Annotated in this window: 21 protein-coding genes, 1 other RNA gene and 1 pseudogene; 11 read left to right on the top strand and 12 right to left on the bottom strand. The window is 38.4% G+C overall.

Annotation, left to right across the window (positions count from 1 at the left end; genetic code table 11):
* Positions 1–169: 169 nt before the first annotated feature.
* Complete coding sequence (locus AC1DDK_RS24120) at positions 170–868, bottom strand: 3-keto-disaccharide hydrolase (RefSeq protein WP_172660426.1); 699 nt, start codon at positions 866–868, stop codon at positions 170–172.
* An 83-nt stretch (positions 869–951) separates the two neighbouring features.
* Here AC1DDK_RS24120 and AC1DDK_RS24115 point away from each other — a divergent pair, with 83 nt between their 5' ends.
* From AC1DDK_RS24115 to AC1DDK_RS24100, 4 genes are read left to right on the top strand one after another with little or no spacing between them, the layout of a single operon-like run.
* Complete coding sequence (locus AC1DDK_RS24115) at positions 952–2,265, top strand: gluconate:H+ symporter (protein ID WP_172660425.1); 1,314 nt, start codon at positions 952–954, stop codon at positions 2,263–2,265.
* 8 nt (positions 2,266–2,273) lie between these two features.
* Entirely contained in the window at positions 2,274–2,747 is a 474-nt protein-coding gene (locus tag AC1DDK_RS24110) for a RidA family protein (RefSeq protein WP_048906113.1), read from the top strand.
* The gene (locus tag AC1DDK_RS24105; RefSeq protein ID WP_337717972.1) at positions 2,740–3,873 is read left to right on the top strand and encodes a D-TA family PLP-dependent enzyme; all 1,134 of its coding nucleotides are present in this window, start codon (positions 2,740–2,742) and stop codon (positions 3,871–3,873) included. The genes AC1DDK_RS24110 and AC1DDK_RS24105 overlap by 8 nt, the downstream gene beginning before the upstream one ends.
* 3 nt (positions 3,874–3,876) lie before the next feature.
* A complete protein-coding gene (locus AC1DDK_RS24100) occupies positions 3,877–4,944 on the top strand; it encodes a dipeptidase (protein ID WP_337717970.1) in 1,068 nt (355 codons plus the stop codon).
* 502 nt (positions 4,945–5,446) lie between these two features.
* Here the strand turns inward: AC1DDK_RS24100 and AC1DDK_RS24095 are convergent.
* A complete protein-coding gene (locus tag AC1DDK_RS24095; RefSeq protein WP_477634117.1) occupies positions 5,447–5,974 on the bottom strand; it encodes a hypothetical protein in 528 nt (175 codons plus the stop codon).
* Between the two features lie 148 nt (positions 5,975–6,122).
* Between AC1DDK_RS24095 and gatB the strand changes: the two genes are divergently transcribed.
* From gatB to AC1DDK_RS24070, 5 genes are all read left to right on the top strand, one after another.
* Positions 6,123–7,586, top strand: a complete 1,464-nt coding sequence (gene gatB / locus AC1DDK_RS24090; protein ID WP_477634116.1) for an Asp-tRNA(Asn)/Glu-tRNA(Gln) amidotransferase subunit GatB — start codon at positions 6,123–6,125, stop codon at positions 7,584–7,586.
* An 8-nt stretch (positions 7,587–7,594) separates the two neighbouring features.
* On the top strand, positions 7,595–8,704 hold the full coding sequence (locus tag AC1DDK_RS24085) for a TlpA disulfide reductase family protein (RefSeq protein ID WP_172660408.1): 1,110 nt from the start codon (positions 7,595–7,597) through the stop codon (positions 8,702–8,704).
* Between the two features lie 105 nt (positions 8,705–8,809).
* Positions 8,810–9,499, top strand: coding sequence for a response regulator transcription factor (locus AC1DDK_RS24080; protein ID WP_048906107.1), 690 nt, complete (start codon positions 8,810–8,812; stop codon positions 9,497–9,499).
* 110 nt (positions 9,500–9,609) lie between these two features.
* Positions 9,610–10,332, top strand: a complete 723-nt coding sequence (locus AC1DDK_RS24075) for an RluA family pseudouridine synthase (RefSeq protein WP_048906106.1) — start codon at positions 9,610–9,612, stop codon at positions 10,330–10,332.
* A 10-nt stretch (positions 10,333–10,342) separates the two neighbouring features.
* On the top strand, positions 10,343–12,127 hold the full coding sequence (locus AC1DDK_RS24070) for a chloride channel protein (protein ID WP_288884403.1): 1,785 nt from the start codon (positions 10,343–10,345) through the stop codon (positions 12,125–12,127).
* Between the two features lie 28 nt (positions 12,128–12,155).
* Here AC1DDK_RS24070 and AC1DDK_RS24065 read toward each other — a convergent pair whose 3' ends face one another.
* From AC1DDK_RS24065 to AC1DDK_RS24055, 3 genes are all read right to left on the bottom strand, one after another.
* Complete coding sequence (locus tag AC1DDK_RS24065; protein WP_337717964.1) at positions 12,156–13,565, bottom strand: sigma-54-dependent transcriptional regulator; 1,410 nt, start codon at positions 13,563–13,565, stop codon at positions 12,156–12,158.
* A 100-nt stretch (positions 13,566–13,665) separates the two neighbouring features.
* Positions 13,666–14,041: RNase P RNA component class A (gene rnpB / locus AC1DDK_RS24060), an RNA gene on the bottom strand.
* A 43-nt stretch (positions 14,042–14,084) separates the two neighbouring features.
* The gene (locus AC1DDK_RS24055; RefSeq protein ID WP_172660405.1) at positions 14,085–14,723 is read right to left on the bottom strand and encodes a hypothetical protein; all 639 of its coding nucleotides are present in this window, start codon (positions 14,721–14,723) and stop codon (positions 14,085–14,087) included.
* A 126-nt stretch (positions 14,724–14,849) separates the two neighbouring features.
* Here AC1DDK_RS24055 and AC1DDK_RS24050 point away from each other — a divergent pair, with 126 nt between their 5' ends.
* Entirely contained in the window at positions 14,850–15,560 is a 711-nt protein-coding gene (locus AC1DDK_RS24050) for a DUF4377 domain-containing protein (protein WP_172660404.1), read from the top strand.
* A 40-nt stretch (positions 15,561–15,600) separates the two neighbouring features.
* On the opposite strand, the gene AC1DDK_RS24045 is transcribed toward AC1DDK_RS24050, so the two are convergent.
* From AC1DDK_RS24045 to AC1DDK_RS24035, 3 genes are all read right to left on the bottom strand, one after another.
* Complete coding sequence (locus tag AC1DDK_RS24045) at positions 15,601–16,002, bottom strand: GreA/GreB family elongation factor (RefSeq protein WP_337717962.1); 402 nt, start codon at positions 16,000–16,002, stop codon at positions 15,601–15,603.
* 61 nt (positions 16,003–16,063) lie between these two features.
* Complete coding sequence (locus tag AC1DDK_RS24040; protein ID WP_172660402.1) at positions 16,064–16,255, bottom strand: hypothetical protein; 192 nt, start codon at positions 16,253–16,255, stop codon at positions 16,064–16,066.
* A gap of 70 nt (positions 16,256–16,325) precedes the next feature.
* Positions 16,326–16,475 (bottom strand): hypothetical protein, encoded by a 150-nt coding sequence (locus AC1DDK_RS24035; protein WP_172660401.1) that lies wholly within the window; start codon positions 16,473–16,475, stop codon positions 16,326–16,328.
* Between the two features lie 173 nt (positions 16,476–16,648).
* On the opposite strand from AC1DDK_RS24035, the gene AC1DDK_RS24030 reads away from it, so the two are divergent.
* The gene (locus tag AC1DDK_RS24030) at positions 16,649–17,338 is read left to right on the top strand and encodes a Crp/Fnr family transcriptional regulator (protein ID WP_172660400.1); all 690 of its coding nucleotides are present in this window, start codon (positions 16,649–16,651) and stop codon (positions 17,336–17,338) included.
* 10 nt (positions 17,339–17,348) lie between these two features.
* On the opposite strand, the gene AC1DDK_RS24025 is transcribed toward AC1DDK_RS24030, so the two are convergent.
* From AC1DDK_RS24025 to AC1DDK_RS24010, 4 genes and pseudogenes are all read right to left on the bottom strand, one after another.
* Positions 17,349–17,753, bottom strand: coding sequence for a hypothetical protein (locus tag AC1DDK_RS24025; RefSeq protein WP_246269497.1), 405 nt, complete (start codon positions 17,751–17,753; stop codon positions 17,349–17,351).
* Positions 17,754–17,777: 24 nt separating this feature from the next.
* Positions 17,778–19,265: a rubredoxin gene (locus tag AC1DDK_RS24020; RefSeq protein ID WP_172660399.1), complete on the bottom strand. Its 1,488-nt coding sequence runs from the start codon at positions 19,263–19,265 to the stop codon at positions 17,778–17,780.
* A 1-nt stretch (position 19,266) separates the two neighbouring features.
* On the bottom strand, positions 19,267–19,452 hold the full coding sequence (locus AC1DDK_RS24015; protein WP_477634122.1) for a (2Fe-2S)-binding protein: 186 nt from the start codon (positions 19,450–19,452) through the stop codon (positions 19,267–19,269).
* Positions 19,453–19,530: 78 nt separating this feature from the next.
* A pseudogene (locus AC1DDK_RS24010) lies at positions 19,531–22,782 on the bottom strand (molybdopterin-dependent oxidoreductase); the annotation flags it as partial.

The following is a 22,782-nucleotide window of genomic DNA, read 5'->3' as shown; positions in this document are numbered from 1 at the left end:
TCTCGACAATAGGAGAGATCTCTCCTATTGTCGAGATGACGAGGTGGCTATTTTAGAACGATAACTTAGTTCACTCGCTTTACTTAAAATCGACTTTCTGCGAAAAGGCCTAGGAAATTTTGCCCATTTAGCGAAGCGGGCAAAAGATTCCAGTCTTAGAGTAGAATGGCTATTTTACCGTTAATTTCTTAATCGGTTCCAATACCACTTTTCTAAACTCCACTTCAGAGCCCTCTGCCTGCAATGCAATATTGCCGCTACTTACCGTGCAATTGGTTCCATGGTTTACAAAAACGTCGTTAACCCATACTTTCACCTGATCACCCAAACATTCGATAACCATTTTATTCCATTCGCCTACAGGTTTCTCAACATCCTGAACCAATCTTTTTATTCTTCTAAGCTTATCGCCATTAACGCCCCAGTTTTCTTTGGGACCACGTCTTGTTTCCATATCAGGAACAGTAATGTCTTCCTGGATACACCAAAAATCACCGGCCATAGTATGCTGCATTTGTACTTCTATTGATTTTGGGAACATATCGTAAAGTGCCCTCGGTGTAGAAGCATGTACAAGTACACCACAATTGCCTGGTTTGGCGGCAAAACGATATTGTACTTCCAAACGGTAATTTTTATAAGTAGCATCGGTAATCAGGTGACCTCCTGGAGTTCCCAAACTTACCAATAAACCGTTACGAATGATAAAAGGCATCCGGGCGTTTGAATCTTTATCCATTTCAGGAACATCTGCATGCCATCCGGTTAGGTCTTTGCCATTAAACAAGCTCTTTGATTGAGCAAATGAGGCAGCTGAGCTTAAAATTAAAGCTAGTGCCAGAAGTGATTTGGTTAGGTTTCTTTTCATCTTTATTGTAATACTAATATAGAAATACTTTTAGCAACTCGCTTTTTTTTCTATTTTGTGTTTTCCAAATAAAATAAGAAAGTATGACCATCCTAATCGTCCTATTGTGTATCCTATTTCTGATTGTTTTAGTTTCAGCATTTAAGGTCAATGCATTTGTTGCATTTCTAATTGTATCTATACTTGCCGGTATTTTACTGGGCATTCCACTTAATAAAGTTACAGCCTCCGTAGAAAAGGGAATTGGAGATGTTTTAGGCTCTTTGGTAGTAATCATTACTGTGGGGGCTATGTTGGGTAAACTTGTGGCCCAAAGTGGCGCAGCGCAAAGAATTGCATCCTCTATGATGAATTTTTGCGGAGAGAAATATATACAATGGGGAGTAGTTACTACGGGGTTCCTAATCGGTATTCCATTGTTTTACGGGATAGGTTTTGTGTTAATGGTTCCGTTGATTTTTTCTATTGTTTACAAGTATAAGTTGCCTGTTATTTACATCGGTTTGCCTATGCTTGCTGCTTTATCTGTTACTCACGGATTTTTACCACCGCATCCTTCGCCTTCTGCACTTGTTATTCAGTTTAAGGCCAATATGGGTTTAACGTTGTTGTACGGATTAATTGTAGCTGTGCCTGCCATTATTATAGGTGGACCATTGTTTTCGAGAACGCTTAAAGCTATTCCATCAAAACCATTGGCATCTTTTGTTCCTGCCGATATGCCTGAAGAAGAATTGCCGGGCACATTTAATAGCTTTTTTACGGCCTTACTGCCTGTTTTACTTTTAATAGGCGCTACAGTATTCACATTTTCAGAAAATCAGAATCCAGCTGTGTCCAATTTCTTTGCTTTTGCGGGAAGTCCGACAATTGCCATGCTTATTGCATTGTTTGTTGCAACATTTTCGCTAGGTATTTTTCAGGGCAAGAAAATGGGGGATATCATGAATATCTATGGCGAAGCGATTAAAGATGTTGCCATGATATTGTTAATTATCGGTGGATCTGGCGCATTAAAGCAAGTTTTGGTAGATAGTGGGGTAAGCGGACAAATAGCAGTCCTTTTAAAAGATATGGATATGCAGCCTTTATTTTTAGGCTGGTTAATTGCCGCAATTATTCGTTTTTGTGTGGGTTCTGCAACAGTAGCAGGCTTGACAACTGCGGGGATTATTTTACCTTTGATGGTATCGTCTAATACAGATCCTAACTTAATGGTTTTGGCAGTTGGTGCAGGCAGTTTAATGTTTTCGCACGTAAACGATTCCGGATTCTGGATGTTTAAAGAGTACTTTAACTTAAGTATGAAGGATACCTTTAAATCGTGGGCCGTAATGGAATCAATAGTAGGTGTTGTTGGATTGGTAGGCGTACTTTTATTAAATCAAATTATTTAAATATAGATATGGGAACTTTTAATGCAGATGAACAGTTTGAAAAATTAGGATTAACATTGCCTCCGGCGCCAACACCTTTGGGTGTTTATAAACCTTTTTTGATTGATGGAAAGTATCTTTATTTATCAGGACATGGGCCTGTTAGAGATGATAAAAGTTTGATAATCGGACGTGTGGGTGTTGAATTTGATAAAGAAGAAGGTAAACTTGCTGCAAGACAAGTAGGGTTAACCATGTTATCAACCATAAAAACAAATTTAGGCAGCTTAAACCGTGTAAAAAGAGTAATCAAAGTTTTAGGGATGGTAAATTGCACGCCAGATTTCGAAAGGCATCCCTTTGTAATTAACGGTTGCAGCGAACTTTTTGCCCAGGTTTGGGGAGAAGAAAATGGCATTGGCACCAGAAGTGCGGTAGGTTTTGGGTCGTTGCCTGACAACATCCCTGTAGAGATTGAAGCTTTATTCGAACTTCATGAATAACCCTAAAAAACTAACAAACCGGTATTGGTTTGAGATTGATAATGTGAGTGAACTTGATTCACCGGCATTGGTCTTTTACCCTGATCGTATTGCAGATAACATCACTCAGTTAAAAGCCAGCATTGATTCGGTTAGCAGATTGCGACCTCATGTAAAGACTCATAAATCCAGTGAGGTTACCTTGTTGATGATAAATGCCGGAATAGCTAAGTTTAAATGTGCTACAATTGCAGAGGCAGAGATGTTAGCCCTTTGCGGTGCTGAGGATGTTTTGCTGGCCTATCAGCCTGTTGGCCCAAAAGTTAAAAGATACGTATCGCTTATAAAAGCTTTTCCGCTAACACGATTTTCGTGTTTGGTCGATAATGAGCAATCATTAAATGAACTTTCGGAAGCTGCTGTTGAATCGGGATTGGAAATAAATTTGTTTCTGGATCTGAACTTAGGGATGAACCGAACGGGCATTTTACCCAACGAAAAGGCGCTGGCACTTTACCAGAAAATGAATGTTTCCGGCGGAATAAATGCTATAGGTTTGCATGGTTATGATGGTCATATCCATGATGTTTCATTATCGCAAAGAAGGGAGAAGTGGCAGGTTGGCTGGAATTTACTTAAAAACTTAAAAGATAGCATTGTAGCTAAAGGTTTGCCTGTGCCGGTTATTGTAGGTGGTGGTACGCCTACTTATCCTTTTTACGCGGAACAACCCGAAGTAGAATGTAGTCCGGGTACATTTATTCTGTGGGATAAAGGATACCAAAACTCTTTTGAAGAGCAGGAGTATTTAATTGCAGCGGTTCTTATAAGTCGCGTAATTTCTTTGCCGGATGAAACCAAAATAAGTCTGGATTTAGGACATAAAGCTGTAGCTGCAGAAAATGAACTTACTAAAAGAGTTTCATTTTTGAATGCTCCGGATGCCAAAATAATAAGTCAGAGCGAAGAGCATTTGGTATTGGAAATGACTAAAGGACATGGTTTTAAAATAGGGGATGTTTTGTATGGTTTGCCAATCCATATTTGTCCAACTGTTGCCTTATATGACCATGCAGCGACGGTTATAGATTATAAAATTACCGGCGAATGGGCCATTGTTTCAAGAAATAGAAAGATTAATATATAACCTATGTTTACAATTGATGCGCATTTGGATTTAAGCATGAATGCTTTGGAGTGGAATCGTGATTTGACTTTGCCTGTTTCTTCGATCAATGCGAGGGAGGAGGGATTAACTGATAAGCCGGATAGGGCAAAAGCAGTTGTCTCGTTACCCGAACTTAGAAAAGGTAAAATCGGACTTGTTGTAGCCACCCAGATTGCCCGATATGTAGCACCAGGGAATAAGTTGCCCGGATGGCACTCCCCGGCACAGGCATGGGCGCAAACCCAAGGTCAGCTTGCATGGTATAAAGCAATGGAGGAGGCAGGGGAGATGGTGCAGATTACTGATCTGGCAGGTTTAGAAAAGCACCTTGCTTTATGGGCTGCTGATACCTTGGATGCTCAAAAACCAATTGGCTATATTTTAAGTCTCGAAGGTGCTGATTCCATAGTAACCATTGGGCATTTAGAAAAAGCGCATCAAAATGGTTTAAGAGCCGTTGGTCCAGCTCATTATGGTCCTGGAAGATATGCTCAGGGTACTGATGCAACTGGATTTATGGGGCCTAATGGTCATGAGTTGCTTAAGGAAATGGAGCGGTTGAATATTATTTTAGATGCTACACACTTATGTGATGATAGTTTTTGGGAGGCTCTYGATTATTTTAGCGGCCATGTTTGGGCTTCACATAACAATTGCAGGGCGCTTGTGAACCATAACCGTCAGTTTAGTGATGATCAGATCAAGGCGCTAATAGAACGGGGTGCAGTTATTGGCGGTGCTTTAGATGCCTGGATGATGGTGCCTAACTGGGTGCGTGGTAAGTCTACCCCAAAGCAAATGAATTGCAATCTGGATGTGATGATTGATCACATAGATCATATTTGCCAGTTAGCTGGAAATACGCATCATGTTGGAATTGGTTCTGATCTTGATGGTGCATTTGGGAAGGAACAGTGTCCTTATGATTTGGAAACTATTGCTGATCTTCAAAAGATACCTGCCTTGTTTAAGGTCAGAGGATATTCGGACCTGGATATTGAAAATCTGATGAGTGGAAACTGGTTAAGGTTTTTGCGAAAAGCATGGTAATTGGGGTCTATAACATCTTAGTCTATACGTTAACATTAAAAAGACTTTTTAAAGTCGTTTTAATGTTAAAGGTCGGCCAGACTCGTTTCAAAGTCGTTCAAGAGTTGTCTGAAAGTCGTTTATTTATTTAAGCGCCCAATACCCTACGGCCAGCCAGAYCAGGCCTTTTATCAGGAAAAACAAAAATCCCCAAACGCCGACTTTTTTCAGCCATTTTAGAATTGCAGCTTTTTTTTCTGATGGGGTTCTACTAGTCATAAGATATCAATTCATAACGCTGTTTATCTTCAGACAAATATATCTTATTTGAAATAATTGTAAATAAAATTGAATGTAATTTTAATGTTTGAATGTATTAGTTTAAACACATCAGTTTGAACGCGCCCGTCATCCTGAATTTATTTCAGCCCCCCTCAAGAGAAAGAAAGCCTTGCTTGTGCGAGGTCCTGAAATAAATTCAGGATGACGGGTGCTCTTCAGCATAACGAGTGATGAAAAGCTTTTACCCTCTTGGTCTGATTATTCTTTCAATACCCGGATCTCTTCTTTCCMTTTTGTTTTCGTAATGCCTGTTGTCGCGTCTTCTGTCATTACCTCTTTCTCTGTATTGTCTTCTGCCATTATCATAGTGTCTATCTTCACGATATCTTTCAGTGTAATGTCTTCTATTCCCTTTCCAGTTATCATGTCTGCCATATTTAACCCTATACGCATTGTGGTTATGATATGGTCTTGGCGAATTAATTACGTATTTTCTTCCAGAGTATAAGTTGTAACCCCTGTATCTATGTGGCAGTGAACGAGAATGAACCCACCTGTTTCCGTTTAGGTAAATAAACTGCCTGGTTGGTACATAGTAATAACTCTCAATGTCGGGCATGTAATAGTAGTCTACATAATCATAGCCTCTTGGTCCCCATTGCGGCTGTGAGCCTATGTTAACACTAATGTTTACTTGCGCCTTTGCAGGTGCTGTTGCAGCTATTATTGATGCAAATCCAAGCATCGCCAATAAAAATAGTTTTTTCATAGAATTGATTTATTATTTGTGTGTGATGTATTAAAACCAAAGTTTGTGCCATAAGTATAATTCTGGCTACAAATCTGTGTTAATAACGCATAAATGGTTATGTTTGTATCTTAAATACATGTTGAATAAAGTTAATTATTGCATATAAATGAGTACGAAAACTGCAGTTTCTCCATCAGAATTCGAATTGGTATCTGGTTTAGAAATCCACGTACAATTAAACACACAAACAAAAATATTCTCGTCGGATAGTGCTTCTTTCGGAGCAAAACCTAATGAGCATATCTCTGCTGTTTCGCTGGCATTACCAGGCGCTTTGCCTAAATTGAATAAAGAGGTGGTTGCTAAAGCCGTTAGAATGGGCCTGGCCTTAAATTGCACAATTAACCAGCTCAATTTTTTTGATAGAAAGAATTATTTCTATGCCGATTTGCCTAAAGGATATCAGATTACTCAGGATAACAAGCCCATCTGTCAGAATGGTTATCTGAATGTAACGCTAAGCAATGGTGAAGAAAAACGCATCGGAATTAACAGGATACACCTGGAAGAGGATGCCGGTAAAAGTATGCATGATCAGAATGATCAATACTCTTATGTAGATCTAAACAGGGCAGGGGTTCCATTAATAGAGATTGTTACAGAACCTGATATCAGAAGTTCAGAAGAAGCATCTGCGCTGTTAACAGAGATGAGGAAATTGGTTCGTCATTTAAATGTGAGTGATGGCAATATGGAAGAAGGAAGTTTGCGTTGTGATGCAAATATCTCTATCCGTGAGGTTGGTGCAACAGAATTTGGAACGCGCTGCGAGGTAAAAAACCTAAACTCCATAAGAAACGTGCGCAGGGCAATGGATTTTGAGTTTAACAGGCAAAAAGAGGTTGTAGCCACCGGAGGAAGGATTGTACAGAGCACATTGAACTTTGATGCTGAAGAAGGTACAACATCGCCAATGCGGAGCAAGGAAGAAGCCAATGATTACAGGTATTTTCCGGATCCGGATTTGCCGCCCGTACATATTTCTGATGAGTGGCTGGAGCAGATAAAGGCCACAATGCCTGAACTACCCTCGGAGATCTCTAAAAGACTGGTAAAAGATTATGGAGTTAACGCATCTGAAGCTACATTACTTGCTGAAGATATTGACTTGCTTACCTATTTTAATTCGGCATTGCCTATAATTAAAAATACAAAGAGCCTGGTGAACTGGCTTACCGGATCTATCAGAGCTTTGTTAAGTGAACAAGAGATCACAATATCAGGCTTTAAAGTTAGTCCTGTGCAACTCGCAGACGTAATTAACCTGGTAGATAATAAAAAGATCACCCAACAAATTGCATTGCAACAGCTGTTGCCTTTAATCGTTAATAATGCGGGTGCCGATGTAAATAAACTGGCTACTGAACATAGCTTGCTAATTGAAGAAAATAGTGATGAACTGGCTGGTTTTGTGGATCAGGTTCTATCGAAATACGAAGCACAGGTACAAGCCTATAAAAAAGGAAAAAAAGGCGTGCTTGGGCTTTTTGTAGGTGAGGTAATGAAACTTGCCAGGGGAAAAGCAKATCCCCAAAAAATAAATGAATTGTTACAAGAGAAATTAAAATAGTAAATATTATGATGAAACGTATTGGGTATGTATTGGTGTTGTGTGTGGCTTTTGCAGCATGTAAGGATAAAAGTAAGTTTGTAATTAACGGAGAGTTTAAAAACGCTGCTCCAAAAAGCAAAGTTTACTTATTTGGTTTGCAAAAAGACAATGCTTTGCCATTAGATTCAACTGTGTTTTCTGAAAAAGGAGAATTTAAATTTACCCATTCAACCCCTGGGGCAGATTTCTTTAGGATTTCTGCGGGCAATAACGAATATATGATTATTGCAAAGAATGGCGATGAAATTAAAATTACTGCTGATTTGGCCGACAAATCATTGGCTTATACTACATCTGGTGCTGCTGAGGCTGATAAGTTACAGGAATTGAACACCACCAAGCATGAGTATATGACTAAAATTGCTGCTATACAAACTCAGTTTGATGAAGCAGTATCGGCCCAGCCAGATAAGAGAGAAGCTATTATGGAGCAAATGAGACCTCAATATACTGCTGAAATTGAAGGGCTTAATAAAGCGGTGTTGAAATTTGCTGAGGAGAATACGGAATCGTTAGCAGGTTTTTATGCCATAAACTTGTTAAATCCTTCGGAATTTGAGAAAGAAATGGTGGCTTACTCTGATAAAATCAAAAGTAAGTTTAATGATAATGCCGCAGTAACTGAATTTTTAAAGAGAATGGCTAGCTTAAAGGCTGTTCAAATTGGTCAGGCTGCACCAGAATTTACCATAACCGGTATCGATGGAAAGCCAGTTAAGTTGTCTGATTTTAAAGGAAAATATGTATTGCTTGATTTCTGGGCATCGTGGTGTATGCCATGCAGACAGGAAAATCCGAATGTGGTTAAAGCCTACAATACTTATAAAGACAAGAATTTTACCATATTGGGTATTTCTTTAGATAAAGACCCGGCAGCATGGAAAAAAGCAATTGCTGATGATAAACTAACCTGGAACCATGCCAGCGAATTAAGCGATTTTGAAGGTTCTACAGTTAGATTGTATCAAATAGAGGCTATTCCAAGCTCATTTATCATAGATCCAAAAGGAACAATAGTTGCAAAGAATCTTCGCGGAGAGGAGCTTGATGCATTTTTAAATAAAACTTTACGCTAACCCTAAATTCATGTTAATATACATGATGGTATTAACAATTTGTTAACATGAGTTTAACGGTATATTATAATTGATTACCTAATTTCGTAACAAATAATTAAAGCTATGAGCACCGTAAAACAGAAGATACTTATTGTTGATGACGAACCAGATATTTTAGAGTTAATTGAGTATAACTTAAAGAAAGAGGGATATCAGGTATTCTTAGCCAATAATGGTCAGGAAGGCATTACGATTGCAAAGAAGGTACATCCTGATTTAATTATCCTGGATATCATGATGCCAAAGATGGATGGTATTGAGGCATGCAGGTTAATGAGGGCTATTCCTGAGTTTAAAAATACTTTTATGGTGTTTTTAACAGCACGAAGTGAAGAGTATTCAGAAATAGCGGGATTTAATGTTGGTGCAGATGATTATATAGCTAAACCAATTAAGCCTCGTGCACTAGTAAGTCGTATTAATGCGATTCTAAGAAGAAATGCAAGCGGAGACGAGGTTTCTGATAATAAGGTTGAAATAGGTGATTTGGTAATTGACAGAGAAGCGTACCTTGTTTTTCAGAGTGGTAAAAAAGTCATTTTAGCTAAAAAAGAGTTTGAATTACTTTATTTATTAGCTTCAAAACCAGGTAAGGTATATACCAGAGAATCTATTCTAAAGAATATTTGGGAAGATTCTGTAGTGGTTACAAACCGTACAATTGATGTACACATTCGCAAGTTACGCGAGAAGTTAGGTGAAACTTATGTTGCTACTGTAAAAGGAGTGGGGTATAAATTCGAACTTTCTTAGTACTTTTGCATTCTGGAAGATCATTGGGCTTTTTGCTACCTGTAGCGAATTAGCTCATTGATATCTTTACAGGCTGGAATGCACTAGTTACTTCTGAAAAACACACTGAATTGAAATATCCTTCATTTAAAGACATTATCCTATTCGAAAACGATGATTATATCGTTGTAAATAAACCACCTTTTGTTGCCTCTTTAGATGAGCGCGGCGGTTCTGGTGAAGTAAATATCTTACGCCTTGCTAAACAATATAGTGCCGATGCACAGGTTTGCCATCGCCTTGATAAAGAAACTTCGGGTGCAATTATTATTGCAAAAACGCCTGAGGCTTACCGTTCTGTAGCCATGCAATTTGAAAAGCGTAAGGTAAATAAAGTATACCACGCTGTTGTTGATGGGCAGTTTACTTTTAAAGACTTGTTCATAGACCTTCCTATTCTAAATGATGGAAATAAGAGTGTAACTATAGACCGTAAGGAAGGTAAACGTGCAGAAACGTATTTTAATTCCATTAAAAACTACAGACATTATACTCTGGTAGAGTGTAAACCAATAACTGGTAGGATGCATCAGATTCGGATACATTTAGCTACCCAGCGTGCTGCAATTGTTGGAGATCATATGTATAAGGGTAAACCGGTATACCTATCGGCCATGAAAAAAGGATACCGCATTGCAAAGGATGATGAGGAACAACCCATCATGAAACGTTTTGCTTTACATGCCCGCCATTTGGTATTTAAAGGCCTTGATGATAAGGATATTGTAATCGACGCACCCTATCCAAAAGATTTTGCTACATTAATTAAATTGCTGGATAAATTTGACGCTTAAAAGGTAAATTATGTATATACGGCTGGTGAATTATATAGATTCGATTAACCATTACCGGAAAACTAAAATTTCTAACCGTAATTTCCTGGTTATTGCTGCACTGATTGTTGGCATTCTGGCCGGTCTTGCTGCCGCACTTCTAAAAACCTTAACTCACCATATAGAAGATTTTCTGCAGACGGGTTTTCACTGGCAGTACAAGTATTATCTGTATTTCTTTTTTCCTTTTATAGGGATACTTCTTTCGGTAATGTATGTGCGAAGGTTCATCAGAAAAGGAAAATTTGAAACCGGGCTAACACCTCTTTTGTATACAATTTCGAAAAAATCCAGTAAAGTAGAACCTCATAATATCTATTCGCAAATTATTACAGCAGCATTAACTGTTGGTTTTGGGGGTTCTACGGGTTTGGAAGCTCCAATTGTGACCAGTGGAGGGGGTATTGGTTCTATTGTAGGCAGATTTTTAGGTTTATCATACCGTGAAACCACAATGTTGCTGGCGTGTGGTGCAGCAGCCGGAATATCTGCTGCATTTAATAGTCCAATTGCGGGTATTGTATTTGCCATAGAAATACTGCTTCCAGAGTTTACAATCCCTGCTTTTATACCTTTATTGCTTGCTTCGGCCACTGCTGCGGTAGTAGCAAGGTTCTTTTTTAACGAACAGCTTTTCTTTCTGGTTACAGAAGGATGGAAGATGAATGCACTTGTATATTATGTATTGCTTGCGGTTTTAATTGGTCTTTTCTCTATCTATTTTGCCAAAGCAAATTCGGTTATTAAGTCCTTCTTTTACAAGATTAATCATCCATATAAACGTGTAGTTGTTGGCGGTTTGATGCTAGGTATAATGGTTTTCCTGTTTCCAACATTATATGGGGAGGGTTATATTACCATTAAAAATTTGCTTGGCGGAAATTATACCAATGTAATGACCAACAGTATATTTTCAGAATATAGTAATTTGCCATGGCTGGTTATCCTTTTTACAGCAATAACTATTTTTGCTAAATCTTGCGCTACCCTTATTACTTTAGGTGCCGGTGGGAATGGGGGTATTTTTGCGCCGAGCTTGGTTATTGGTGGTTTAATTGGTTTTGTGGTTGCATTTTCTGCAAATACTCTGGGAATAGCAAACCTGAATGTTGCCAATTTCATTGTGGCGGGCATGGCGGCTTCATTAAGCGCTATTATGCATGCACCGCTTACAGGGATATTTTTGATTGCCGAGATTACCGGTGGTTATGTTTTAATGGTTCCGTTGATGATTACATCCGCAATCTCTTATTTGATCAATCGCAGTGCAAATAAATACTCTATCTATACCAAGCCTTTGGCAGAGAAAGGGGAACTGTTGTCGCATGAAGACAAAGACACTACCGTTCTTAATATGATGAAACTTAAATATCTTGTAGAACGAGATTACCTTGTTTTAAATGAAGATGATTTGGTCTCAGTAAGAATGCCTGAAATTCTACTTTCTAAAAGAAATTTGTTTCCGGTTGTAAGTGCAGACAGGAGCTTTAAGGGTTTGGTGTTTGTTGAAGATGTTTTGAAGAGGAATGTTGCCGATGAAGATAACCTTTCTGTAAATGATCTGATGCAGGCTGCTCCAGATATTGTACTGGTTACGGATTCACTAAAGAAGGTACTGGGGAAAATGGAAAAGGAAAATGCATGGCTATTACCTGTATTGGATGAAAGTGGAGCTTACCTTGGGTTTGTATCCAAAACGGCAATTTTTAATAAGTACAGGGCTTTGCTAAGCAGGCAAGCTGATTATATGGAATAAAAAAAAGCTCCTGATCAGGAGCTTTTTTTTATTCTGCGGATCTTTTTAATCCGAATTTCTCGATCTTACTATATAAGTGACTGCGTTGGATATCTATATCATCGGCAGTTTTAGATACATTCCAGTTGTTCTTTTCCAATTTAAACTTGATGAATTCTTTTTCAGCATAGTCTTTGTAATCCTGAAAGTTGTTGAATTTATCATAAGCCAAGGCTGGAGAAGGAGCTGTATGGGCAGATCCATTGGGAGTCCCACCTGCTGCACCTATATTCGTTCCTCCACTAGGATTTGCAAATACAGTTACATCATGATCTGTAATGGTTTTATCGCTTAAAATAATCAGACGTTCGATCATGTTGTGTAATTCCCTAACATTACCTGTCCACGGCAGACTTTGTAATGCTGTCATGGCGCTATCGCTGATCTTTTTAACAGGCATGCCATATTCTTTACAAATTTCTTCAAGGAAGCTTTGCGCGATCTCCGGGATATCATCGATGCGCTCACTTAGATGTGGAACATGGATGTTTATAACGTTTAGGCGGTGGTATAAGTCCATGCGGAAATTGCCATCTTCGATTTCTTTTAAAAGATTTTTATTGGTAGCTGCCAGTACACGCACATTCACTTCAAGTTCTTTTTCGCCACCTACACGAGTGATTTTGTGTTCCTGTAATGCGCGTAAAACTTTTGCCTGAGCCGAAAGGCTCATGTCGCCAATTTCATCTAAAAACAGCGTTCCCCCATTGGCAAGTTCAAATTTACCTATACGCTGTTTTACAGCAGAGGTAAATGAACCTTTTTCGTGGCCAAATAATTCACTCTCTATCAGTTCGGATGGAATAGCTGCGCAGTTAACCTCGATAAGAGGGCTGTCGGCACGATTCGATTTTTCGTGTAACCAACGTGCAACCAATTCTTTACCACTACCATTCGCTCCGGTTATTAATACCCTGGCTTCTGTAGGGGCAACACGCTCTATAGTTTCTTTAATTTTGTTTATATTCTCTGAACTACCTAGAATATCTCTTGTTTTGCTAACTTTTCTTTTTAATACTTTGGTTTCAGTAACTAAAGTACCTCTGTCCAGTGCATTTCTAACTGTAATCAGTAGCCTGTTTAAATCCGGTGGTTTTGAAATGAAATCAAATGCACCTTTTTTACTGGCTTCTATTGCGGTTTCGACCGTTCCATGTCCTGAAATCATAATGAATGGAAGGTCCGGGCTATATGCAAGTGCTTGTTCCAACACCTCCATTCCATCCATTTTATTCATCTTGATATCACATAGGACAAGGTCGTATTTCTTCTTTTTGATGAGCTCTAATCCATCTACACCATTGTCAATATCCTCAACTTCATAGTTCTCGTATTCTAAGATTTCACGTAAAGTACTTCTTATCGCTCTCTCATCATCAATTATTAACAATTTTGCCATAGGGTATGCTAAATCTTCTTATTATCCAGTGCTAATATATTATTTTTCAGTTTAATAATGTGTTTTTTTAAAGTTATGAAACTGATATATCATTTAAAAAACAAAATGCAAGCCTGTAAGCCGGGTTCTGTAACCTGATTGCTCAGGTTTTCTATCATTAATCCAGTATAAATGTTGCCATTTATCTCTAACGACCTACCCACTAACATCGGACGAGCAGCCCTACATGCGTTAGCCTATTTGGTCTTTCAACTCCCGGGGTTTACCAGTTCTCCGATCACCCGGAAAAATCGTGAGCTCTTACCTCACGTTTTCAACCTTACCTGTGCTTAAAAGCCATCGGCGGTATGCTTTCTGCGGCACTTTCCATAATTCGGGTGTTCATCCCCAAACCTCTTCCCGTTAGGAAGCGAGATGCTCTGTGTTGCCCGGACTTTCCTCTCCGATATAATCGCAGCGATAGAACGGCTTGCATTTGCGGCAAAGATACAAAATAAGGAATGTATAAATTAAGGTTGTTTACTTTGTCACGTAAATCTTTTTACTGTTTCCTTTGATCGATTTTATTTTGCCAAATAACCTTTTTGCATCAAAAGAATTAAAATAGGTGATTTTTACATTCCCTATTGATTTAACCTTTTCAGCGGGATCGTTAATGTCAAAGGCATTGTTGTATTTAATCTGAATGGCACCAATGGATTTAATTGTTCCAGATTTATCGTGGACATCAAAAGCGTTATTGTATTTAATTTGAATGTTACCGATGGATTTTATTTTTCCTCTGGGATCATGAATATCAAAATTATCATTATAATCAATTTTGATTCCGCCTATCCATTTTATTTTTCCCGATTTTTCATCGTCAAACCGGTCGTAATATTCAATTTTCTGATTGGCAATGAATTTAGAATGTTCGTTATCGGTATATTCTGAATTACTTGTGTAATCTGCAAGTGCTCCTTCGGCCTCATCGATATAAGATATGTCGCCAGTGGAATTTAAACCAATGATGATCATGTTGTTTATAGTTAGTTCGATAGATCTGATTCCATTTTCTCTATCAGAGATTCTAAAATGTGCGCTTGTTAAGGTTTGTGAGCTGGAAATCTGGCTGTGGCACAGCAATAAGCCAAGCACGAACAGGAGTTTGCGTTTCATAGTGGTTTTTCATTAAGTGTGTAACCTAAAGTAAGTAAATCTTATCAATCAGGGGAGAAGAAAATCTTATATTTATGGAAACGACTTGTTCCGTGCATCTTTTTAACAAAGATGAATACACAGAAAATGAAAAGAATTATAACAAAGAATTTCAGTCCAAAATTAATACTAACTATTTTAATGTTGCTGGGCCTTTCAGTTTATGCCAATGCAGCTGATGTAATAAAGCTTATAGTTAAGGAAGATCGTGCAAGTTGTACAGGTGTAGCGCCGCAAACTTGTTTTCAGGTTAAATATAAAAACAGTAAAGGTTGGGAGCTGTTTTACAGCAATATTTCTGGTTTTAATTATAAACCCGGATATCGTTATGTAATTCTGGTAACCCGTACTAAAAGGGCCAATGTTCCTGCCGATGCATCAATTTATACTTATAAACTAAAGAAAGTATTAAAGAAACAAAAGATGCCGGTTAAAACTGGTGAATGGGATTTTGTTGTTAAACATAAATGGAAACTGATTCAGATGAATGGCGTCGCTCTGGAACAATCGCCGGCTTATGTAGTATTTGATAAAGAAAAGGGAAGAGTTAATGGTTTTGCAGGATGTAATTCTTTCTTTGGAGCTTATGAAAAAGGCGATGGTAAACTTACGTTTAAACAAATGGGCAGTACTTTGAGGGCTTGTGTAGATGAAGATAGAAATAGGCTCGAAAGTGAGTTTTTAAAGCTGATAAGCGATAAAACATTGAAATACGATGTTGCTGAACAAACCTTAAATTTTTATGAGAACCACCGCTTGGTTTTAATGTTCGGGATGGCTCCTTTAGATAAGAAATAGGATAAAAAAAACCGGCATCTGATGAAGATGCCGGTTTTTTTTATCCTATTTTAGTGACGTCTTCTATTTGGTACTTCTTTATTCCTTCAGGCATTTCCCATTGCACTATGGCGCCCTTAGTGTAGCCAAGGATTGCTACGCCTATTGGAGAGAGAATGGAAAGGGTATTGTGTTTTCTTCGTGCCTTTGCAGGTGCAACAAGTTTGTATATGAATTCTTTTCCTAATTCCATTTCCTTCACTTTTACATTGGTATCAACCGTAACCACATCAGCTGGTAGTTCATTTCTTAAAACCTGCCTTGCATGTTTTAGTTCCAATTCAAGTTTTGCTTCGTTATACCTGCTTAACTTTCTTCTTCTTAAATGATCTTTAAGGAGGTCGTAAATTCCGGTTGATAGTATGATAGGGGTTTCGTTTATTTTTATTGATTCAGTATTCATGTTTTTTTGTATTGAGTAAATGACTTAATAATTTGATTTGTATGAATAGCCTCAGCCAGTATTAATCGACTGAGGCAATGCCATCGAAGTCTTTATTGTTGTACCAGCTTGTTAAAAAGGTAAATGTACCCGCCGAAAGTAAAACCAACAGTGGTTTAAGTAGTAAAATAGCCAATAGCAAAACTATCAACAGCGCTAAAAGCAGCATTATATGAATGGCCCTAAAAAAGCATTTAGTGCTTATTAATTTCATTTTAGAAAGCAAGAAGGTGAAAGGAAAGAATTAAATGTCTGGACCCCTGACCCCAAGAAAAGGGAGGGGTTTATTTAATAAAGTCTTTACTGCTTTTAAGAAAAGAATCTCCTAAACCGTACTGTAAGGAAAGAAAGCGTAAAAACATGGCAATAGCAGTTCGCAATAATGTTGCAAGCTGAATACCCAGTGTTTTATAAAATTGCTTAAAGAAATCCATTGGTTTAAAGATAGCCCAAATGCTTTGATATAAAAACTATACCTGCTTAGAATTGCGATTATTGCACTATTATGCCATATCTGTACGCTGATTATTAAAATCGGATGTCTTAATTTAATTGATTTATTGTTTCTTTGCTAGATAAGAGGAAATCCTTTTAGCTAGAGACCCTTATGAAGAAAAATACAAAGGCATGTGATCTGCAAAGCTGCTTAATGTGCAGATTGGTTTTAAAGGAATGGAAATTACCTATTGAGAATCATCGCAAGAACTTTTTGGTGAAAAAAGGGGAGGTGATAATTAAAGAAGGAGATCCGGTTAATGGTATTTATTTCGTTAATAAAGGCAAAGTTAAAATACACAAAACCTGGGGAGATAAGGAACTGATAGTTCGTTTTGCCAGTAATGGTGCAATTATTGGTCATCGCGGTCTAAGTACCAAAAGTGCCATTTTTCCTATATCTGCTACTGCACTTGAGGCCACATCGGTATGTTTTATTGATTTGGATTTCTTTATGTCGACCCTTAAGATAAATTCAGACCTTACTTTTCAATTGATGATGTTTTACGCTGATGAACTACAGGAATCGGAACGGAGAATGCGGAATTTAGCCCACATGTCTGTTAAAGGTCGTTTGGCTTTATCTATTATCCAACTTAAAGATCAATTTGGCGTAAATGACAGAGGGCATATTGATATAGAACTAAGCAGGCAGGATCTTGCTGCTTTTACAGGGACCACATATGAAACAGTTTTTCGAATGATGAATGAGCTTGTTAGAGAAGATTTGATTTCGATAACAGGAAAAGCAATAAGTGTTAAAGATCCCAGAGGTTTGAAAGCATTAACACTTATTGCATAATTCTTATACTTTAAAACTTATATCCTAAGCCCACTCCAACATTCCACTTTCCATCTTTTGTACTTGTTTTTGCGGTATAAAGCATCGGCATCTGTAAGGCAATGTGTTTATAAATTGCCGTTACACCACAGCCTAAAGAAGGTATAATAATTGCATTTTTGGGTGCATTTCCGGGCGATTTGTCTTCTTTGATTTTTAAACTGGGAAGTAAACCTATTAATAAACTGAAGGGTTTGCTGGTGTATTTAATTGCAGGGCCTGTACAGTTTATTGCGGCCCCATGATCAATATAACTTAATACCACTACTCCCTCAAACAGGGTAGGTTTAATTTGTGTTGTTTGAGCTTTTCCTTTAAAATTCAGCATGCAAAGTGCCAGTCCGCCATAAATGGCAAGTTGTAATTGTGTTTTCATGAAATGATAATTTAAATGTGAAACCTAAATTGTTTGTAGTGATTCTTTTTGAATCGGAATAATATCTGTTTTAAAGGCTCCGCAAACAGCGCAACCGTAATCTGCTTTTAAATCTGAGAAGGGGGTTCCAGGTGGTACTCCATTTGCCTCATCTCCCCATGTTTCATCATATATAGTTAAGCAGTGACTGCACTGGTGCGCAATGACGTACTCAATTTCTGTAACCAATTCTGTTTCGTAATAATTATCTGCAGAAGCACTTTCTGACAAAGTCTGGAGCTGATAATAATTGTCGCAAAGTTTTACCAATGCTTCAGCTAATGATGCTCTGTCAAGGTTGTCTTTATAAAGAGTGAAATTCTTCGAATTGGGATTAAAATCAGTGGTATGAAGAATGTCGAATTTGCATTCATCCTCCAAGTCATTATTGGCACATTTCCTTATAATTACTGAGCCAAATAAGCCACTTTTTGGATTGGTTTTAATTGCAAAACAAAGTTTGAAAGTTCTGAGATCTACTTTGTTAAACTCATTGATAAGCTCCCGTTTAAGGTTAAGCCCATATTCACAAAGATCCTCACTTTGCCAGTTTAGTTCGTTGGATGCGTGACGTACGTTTATTCTGTTTTTATCCAGTACAGCATTCCAGAGTTTTTTGTCGCCTGTTTCTACACCTTTTATGATAATTGATTTCCAGGGAGTAGTGTACAGCTGGCCAATGCGGGTTTTTGCGCAAATAGCACAAAGATCTTTAAGAAATGAAACTGAAAACAATTCGTTTCTACGGTAAATCCCTAGCCAATATTTGTCGTTATATTTATTGAATCCCTCATAGTATGGTAATTGGAAATCGGGTAGCTTTAGCGGGGCAGAGAGGGGTTGGTAAAAGATGCTTCCGGTTAATTTTACCTTGTTTTCCAGTAGCAGTCCGTCAATATTAATTTGATCATAAAATAAATCTTTATTGCTGAATATTGCGTCTTCAACCAATTTGCTAAGGGTGCCAATGTCCTCAGAATAAATTAAAGATGACCAGCAGTAAATGATATTGGTTCTGGGAAAACGTATGTATAAATACCAATAATTGCCAATCTCTGAAGATATAAAGTTTAAATTTCCAGTGAAAAAGGGAATTAAGGTCTGACTGTTGTCTGCCAGATTGATTTTTAATCTTGGGGTATAGTCAAAAGCATCTAAAACATCTCTGTAAACCCCTTCGCGGAGCCAATTCGAATTGTTAAATATGTCTTCAGTTACATAAGAGCTAATGATGTTTGGCTGTTTATCAGCATCTATTTCAAACTCAGTGTCGGATATAAAAAAGCCATGCTCAATGTCTTCTAACTTATCTTCATCCACAGAAAAATAAAGCTGCTGTCTGGTGCCAAATCTTACGTTTTCGACTGCTGATTCTTCGAGAATAGTGAGGATTTGTAAAAGATCACCAATAGAAACAATGCCTCCCGGAAGATTTACTTTAATTTGATGTTTTTTTATTTCCTTGTTTTCCATATCAGTTCGTTTTTTCTAATACTTCTTCCTTTAATGCTTCCTGAAGGATAAGCTTAACCTCTGGTTTACAAGAACCACACCCCATTCCTGCCCCTGTTGATTCACATAATTCCTTAAAATCTGAACACCCTGAGGTTATTTTTTTTAGGAGGTTTCCTGCTCCAACGTTGTTACAGCTGCATACCAGTTTGCCTGATACCGGTTCTGTTTTTTTACCACTTCTAAGCAGTTGTAATCTCTTATCACTTAATTCTATTTTGTTGGCTATTAGTTCCCTGAACTCAAGGAACTCGGTTTTATCCCCAATTAAGATTGTTCCAACAAGTCTGTCCTGATGGATGATACATTTTTTATAATACCGTTTTGCCTTATCGATAAAAACAATCTCTTCATAGTTTTGGTCATCAGGGCATTCTGATAGTCCAATACTGCAAAGGTCAAATCCGTGGATCTTTATGATGTTCATGAAGAGGCTGCCTTTGTAATAGCTGCTGATATCTCCGTTGTGAAATTTGGCAACTACCTCTGCTTGCTGCTCAGCAGCGGCCGTTATTCCATATAATGTGCCTTCAAATTCGGCAATCTCGCCTATGGCGTAAATGGAAGGATCGTTGGTTTGTAAACGCTCGTTTACAAGTACACCACGTTTACAATCTAATCCTGTTTCTTTTGCCAGTTCAATATTGGGAGTAGTGCCAATAGCCAGTATAATTGCATCACAATTTATCCTGCGGCCGCTTTTTAGCTCAATGCCTGTTAGTTTGGAACGGCCGTAATAAAGCTGTACTTCATCATTGTAATAAATATCACAGCCCTGATCTACCATTTCCTCATGCAGCATCTGGCTTCCCAGCGGATCCAGTTGTCTGTTCAAAAATCTGGATACCCTATGAATGATGGTTATTTTTACGCCTATTTCACGTAGTGATGCAGCCATTTCCAGGCCAAGCAGGCCGCCACCAACAACTACTACATGAGCGTTTTTAGGAATATGTTTTTTGAAATTGTCTGCATCTGTACGACTCCGCATGGTAAATATGCCAGGTAAGGAAGGCGCATTTTTGGGAAGGGTAGAGCGACTTCCGGTAGCCATAATCAATACATCATACGATGTTCTTTTGCCGGTTGAATCTATTACGTATTTCTGTTCTCTGTTTACTTTTTCTACGCTGATGCCTCTTAACAGTCTGATACTATATTCGGGCTCTTCCTCATCATTCATTTTTACCAATTGTTCCCATTTTTGTTCTCCGCTTATATAATCAGGGAGCATTACACGATTGTAAAATGGAAAATTCTCTTTGCTAAAGACTGTGATTTGGTCTTCCTTGTTCATTTCCCTGTAAGATTTAACAAAGCCATAAGCGCCGGCACCAGCGCCTATAATTACTATTTTTTGGAAGTCTTTTTGGAACTTTTCAATATTTACAGCACAATATTTAAAATCAGGTTCTTTAGATAGGGGGTCTAGTATAGTACTGGTAACGTTGTTGGCTCTGTTTAAATCGCTGCCCAATATTTTTCCCCAATGCATAGGGAGAAATACTACGCCTTGTTTTATGGAGGCAGACAGCTTTGCCTTAACCTGCACTTCACCACGTCTGGATCGTACAACTATAACCTGATTATCTTCTATAGATAAGAATTCTGCATCTGTTGGATTGATTTCCATAAAAGCATCTTTAATATGCTGTTTAAGCTTGCTCACTTTGCCAGTTTTAGACATGGTATGCCAGTGATCACGAACTCTGCCTGTGGTTAGGATAAATGGAAAATCTTCGTCAGGAAGTTCGCTGTTCAGCTGATCGGAGGGGCTGTGTATAATCGCTTTCTTGGATCTTGTATGAAATGAATGATTTGTAAACAGACGTTTTGTGCCACTCTCGGTTCTTTTGTTGAATGGCCATTGCAGGGTATTGCTCTTGTCGATTTGTTTATAGTCGAGCCCATGTATATTAATGCTGGTTCTATAGGTGAGTTTTGCATGTTCTTTGTATATATCCTCCATGCTGTTGTACTCAAACCCATTATAGCCCATTTTTTTTGCAAAACGGCAGATGATTTCTGCATCAGGAAGTGCTTCTCCGGGTGCATCGATAACCTTATTCAGGTGACTTATCCTTCTTTCGGAATTGGTCATGGTGCCTTCTTTTTCTGTCTAGGCTGCTGCAGGTAAAATAACATCAGCATAAGCAAGCGTCTCTGCCTTATCAGTAATTTCCTGTATCACAACAAATTTTGCTCTTTTTAAAGCTTCTTCGGCAAACCGTGCATTGGGTAAACTTGTTAATGGGTTTGTGCAAAGTATMCAGATTGCTTTAAGCCGGCCATCATGCAGGGCCTCAAACATTTCTGTAGCGGTAAGCCCTGTTTTGCCGGAAATTGTTGTTCCTCCCCAGAATTTTTGCACTTCCTGACGATGTAGTTCATTTGATAGGTCGCGATGCGCAGGAAGAAGATTTGCAAGTCCACCTACTTCGCGACCACCCATTGCATTTGGTTGTCCGGTAAGTGAAAAGGGGCCAGAACCCGGCTTTCCAATGTGGCCTGTAATAAGATTCAGGTTAATTAGACTCAGATTCTTGTTAACACCAATTGAACTTTGATTAAGTCCCATTGTCCACATCGTTAAAAAGCCTTTGGCATCGCCTATATATGTTGCCGCAAGTTGTATCTCAGATTCCGTGACGCCGCAGATTTTGGCTGATTCTTCTAAAGTCCTTTCAAATACCTTCCGTTTGTAATCGGAAAAGCCTTCTGTGTGATTGCTTATAAAATTACTGTCTACATTGCCTGTTTCAATAAGTGCCCGGCCTATTGCATGGTTCAGTGTTACATCGGTTCCAGGATTGATTTGCAAGTGAAGATCGGCAAGACCGCAAGAGTCTGTCACTCTTGGGTCTGCTACAATAATTTTAATGTTTGGATTTGCGGCTTTATGGGCTTCAACTCTACGCCAAAGTATTGGGTGGCACCATGCGGGATTAGCACCGGTAACGAAAAAGCAGTCGGCAAGTTCAATATCGTCATAGCACACCGGAACACTATCTTCACCTAAAGCCATTTTATAAGCAGTAACAGCACTGCTCATGCAAAGACGAGAATTGGTGTCGATATTGTTACTGCCTATAAAACCTTTAATTAATTTATTGATAACATAGTATTCTTCGGTGAGGCATTGCCCAGACGCATAAAAAGCAACAGAATCGGGGCCATATTTATCAATAAAAGTCTTAAAAACAGCTGCTGTCCGATTCAGTGCATCTTCCCAGCTTACCCTTTGTAAGGGCATATTTTTATTATACCTCATTTGAGGATAAAGGAGACGATCGCTTTTATCGTTTACTGTGTACTGGAGGTTAAGTCCCTTACTGCAAAGCATGCCATGGTTTACCGGATGATCTTTGTCGCCCTGTACTGTAATGGTCTTGTTTTTTTCTAAAGTAACGTTTACGCCACAGCCAACACCACAATAGCAGCATGTACTTTTAAAAACTTTGTTTTTATCTCCAGACAT

Source organism: Pedobacter sp. 05T44 (assembly GCF_056395985.1).
This window is presented reverse-complemented; position numbering and strand designations above follow the sequence as displayed.

Bases quoted from the DNA above. Each gene is read 5' to 3' on its own strand.
- AC1DDK_RS24025 (WP_246269497.1), bottom strand. From the start codon at position 17,753: ATGAAAACACAATTACAACTTGCCATTTATGGCGGACTGGCACTTTGC.
- AC1DDK_RS24105 (WP_337717972.1), top strand. From the start codon at position 2,740: ATGAATAACCCTAAAAAACTAACAAACCGGTATTGGTTTGAGATTGAT.
- AC1DDK_RS24030 (WP_172660400.1), top strand. From the start codon at position 16,649: ATGAAGAAAAATACAAAGGCATGTGATCTGCAAAGCTGCTTAATGTGC.
- AC1DDK_RS24085 (WP_172660408.1), top strand. From the start codon at position 7,595: ATGATGAAACGTATTGGGTATGTATTGGTGTTGTGTGTGGCTTTTGCA.
- AC1DDK_RS24120 (WP_172660426.1), bottom strand. From the start codon at position 868: ATGAAAAGAAACCTAACCAAATCACTTCTGGCACTAGCTTTAATTTTA.
- AC1DDK_RS24020 (WP_172660399.1), bottom strand. From the start codon at position 19,265: ATGGAAAACAAGGAAATAAAAAAACATCAAATTAAAGTAAATCTTCCG.
- AC1DDK_RS24050 (WP_172660404.1), top strand. From the start codon at position 14,850: ATGAAAAGAATTATAACAAAGAATTTCAGTCCAAAATTAATACTAACT.
- AC1DDK_RS24040 (WP_172660402.1), bottom strand. From the start codon at position 16,255: ATGAAATTAATAAGCACTAAATGCTTTTTTAGGGCCATTCATATAATG.
- AC1DDK_RS24110 (WP_048906113.1), top strand. From the start codon at position 2,274: ATGGGAACTTTTAATGCAGATGAACAGTTTGAAAAATTAGGATTAACA.
- AC1DDK_RS24055 (WP_172660405.1), bottom strand. From the start codon at position 14,723: ATGAAACGCAAACTCCTGTTCGTGCTTGGCTTATTGCTGTGCCACAGC.
- AC1DDK_RS24045 (WP_337717962.1), bottom strand. From the start codon at position 16,002: ATGAATACTGAATCAATAAAAATAAACGAAACCCCTATCATACTATCA.
- AC1DDK_RS24070 (WP_288884403.1), top strand. From the start codon at position 10,343: ATGTATATACGGCTGGTGAATTATATAGATTCGATTAACCATTACCGG.
- AC1DDK_RS24080 (WP_048906107.1), top strand. From the start codon at position 8,810: ATGAGCACCGTAAAACAGAAGATACTTATTGTTGATGACGAACCAGAT.
- AC1DDK_RS24065 (WP_337717964.1), bottom strand. From the start codon at position 13,565: ATGGCAAAATTGTTAATAATTGATGATGAGAGAGCGATAAGAAGTACT.
- AC1DDK_RS24035 (WP_172660401.1), bottom strand. From the start codon at position 16,475: ATGGATTTCTTTAAGCAATTTTATAAAACACTGGGTATTCAGCTTGCA.
- AC1DDK_RS24115 (WP_172660425.1), top strand. From the start codon at position 952: ATGACCATCCTAATCGTCCTATTGTGTATCCTATTTCTGATTGTTTTA.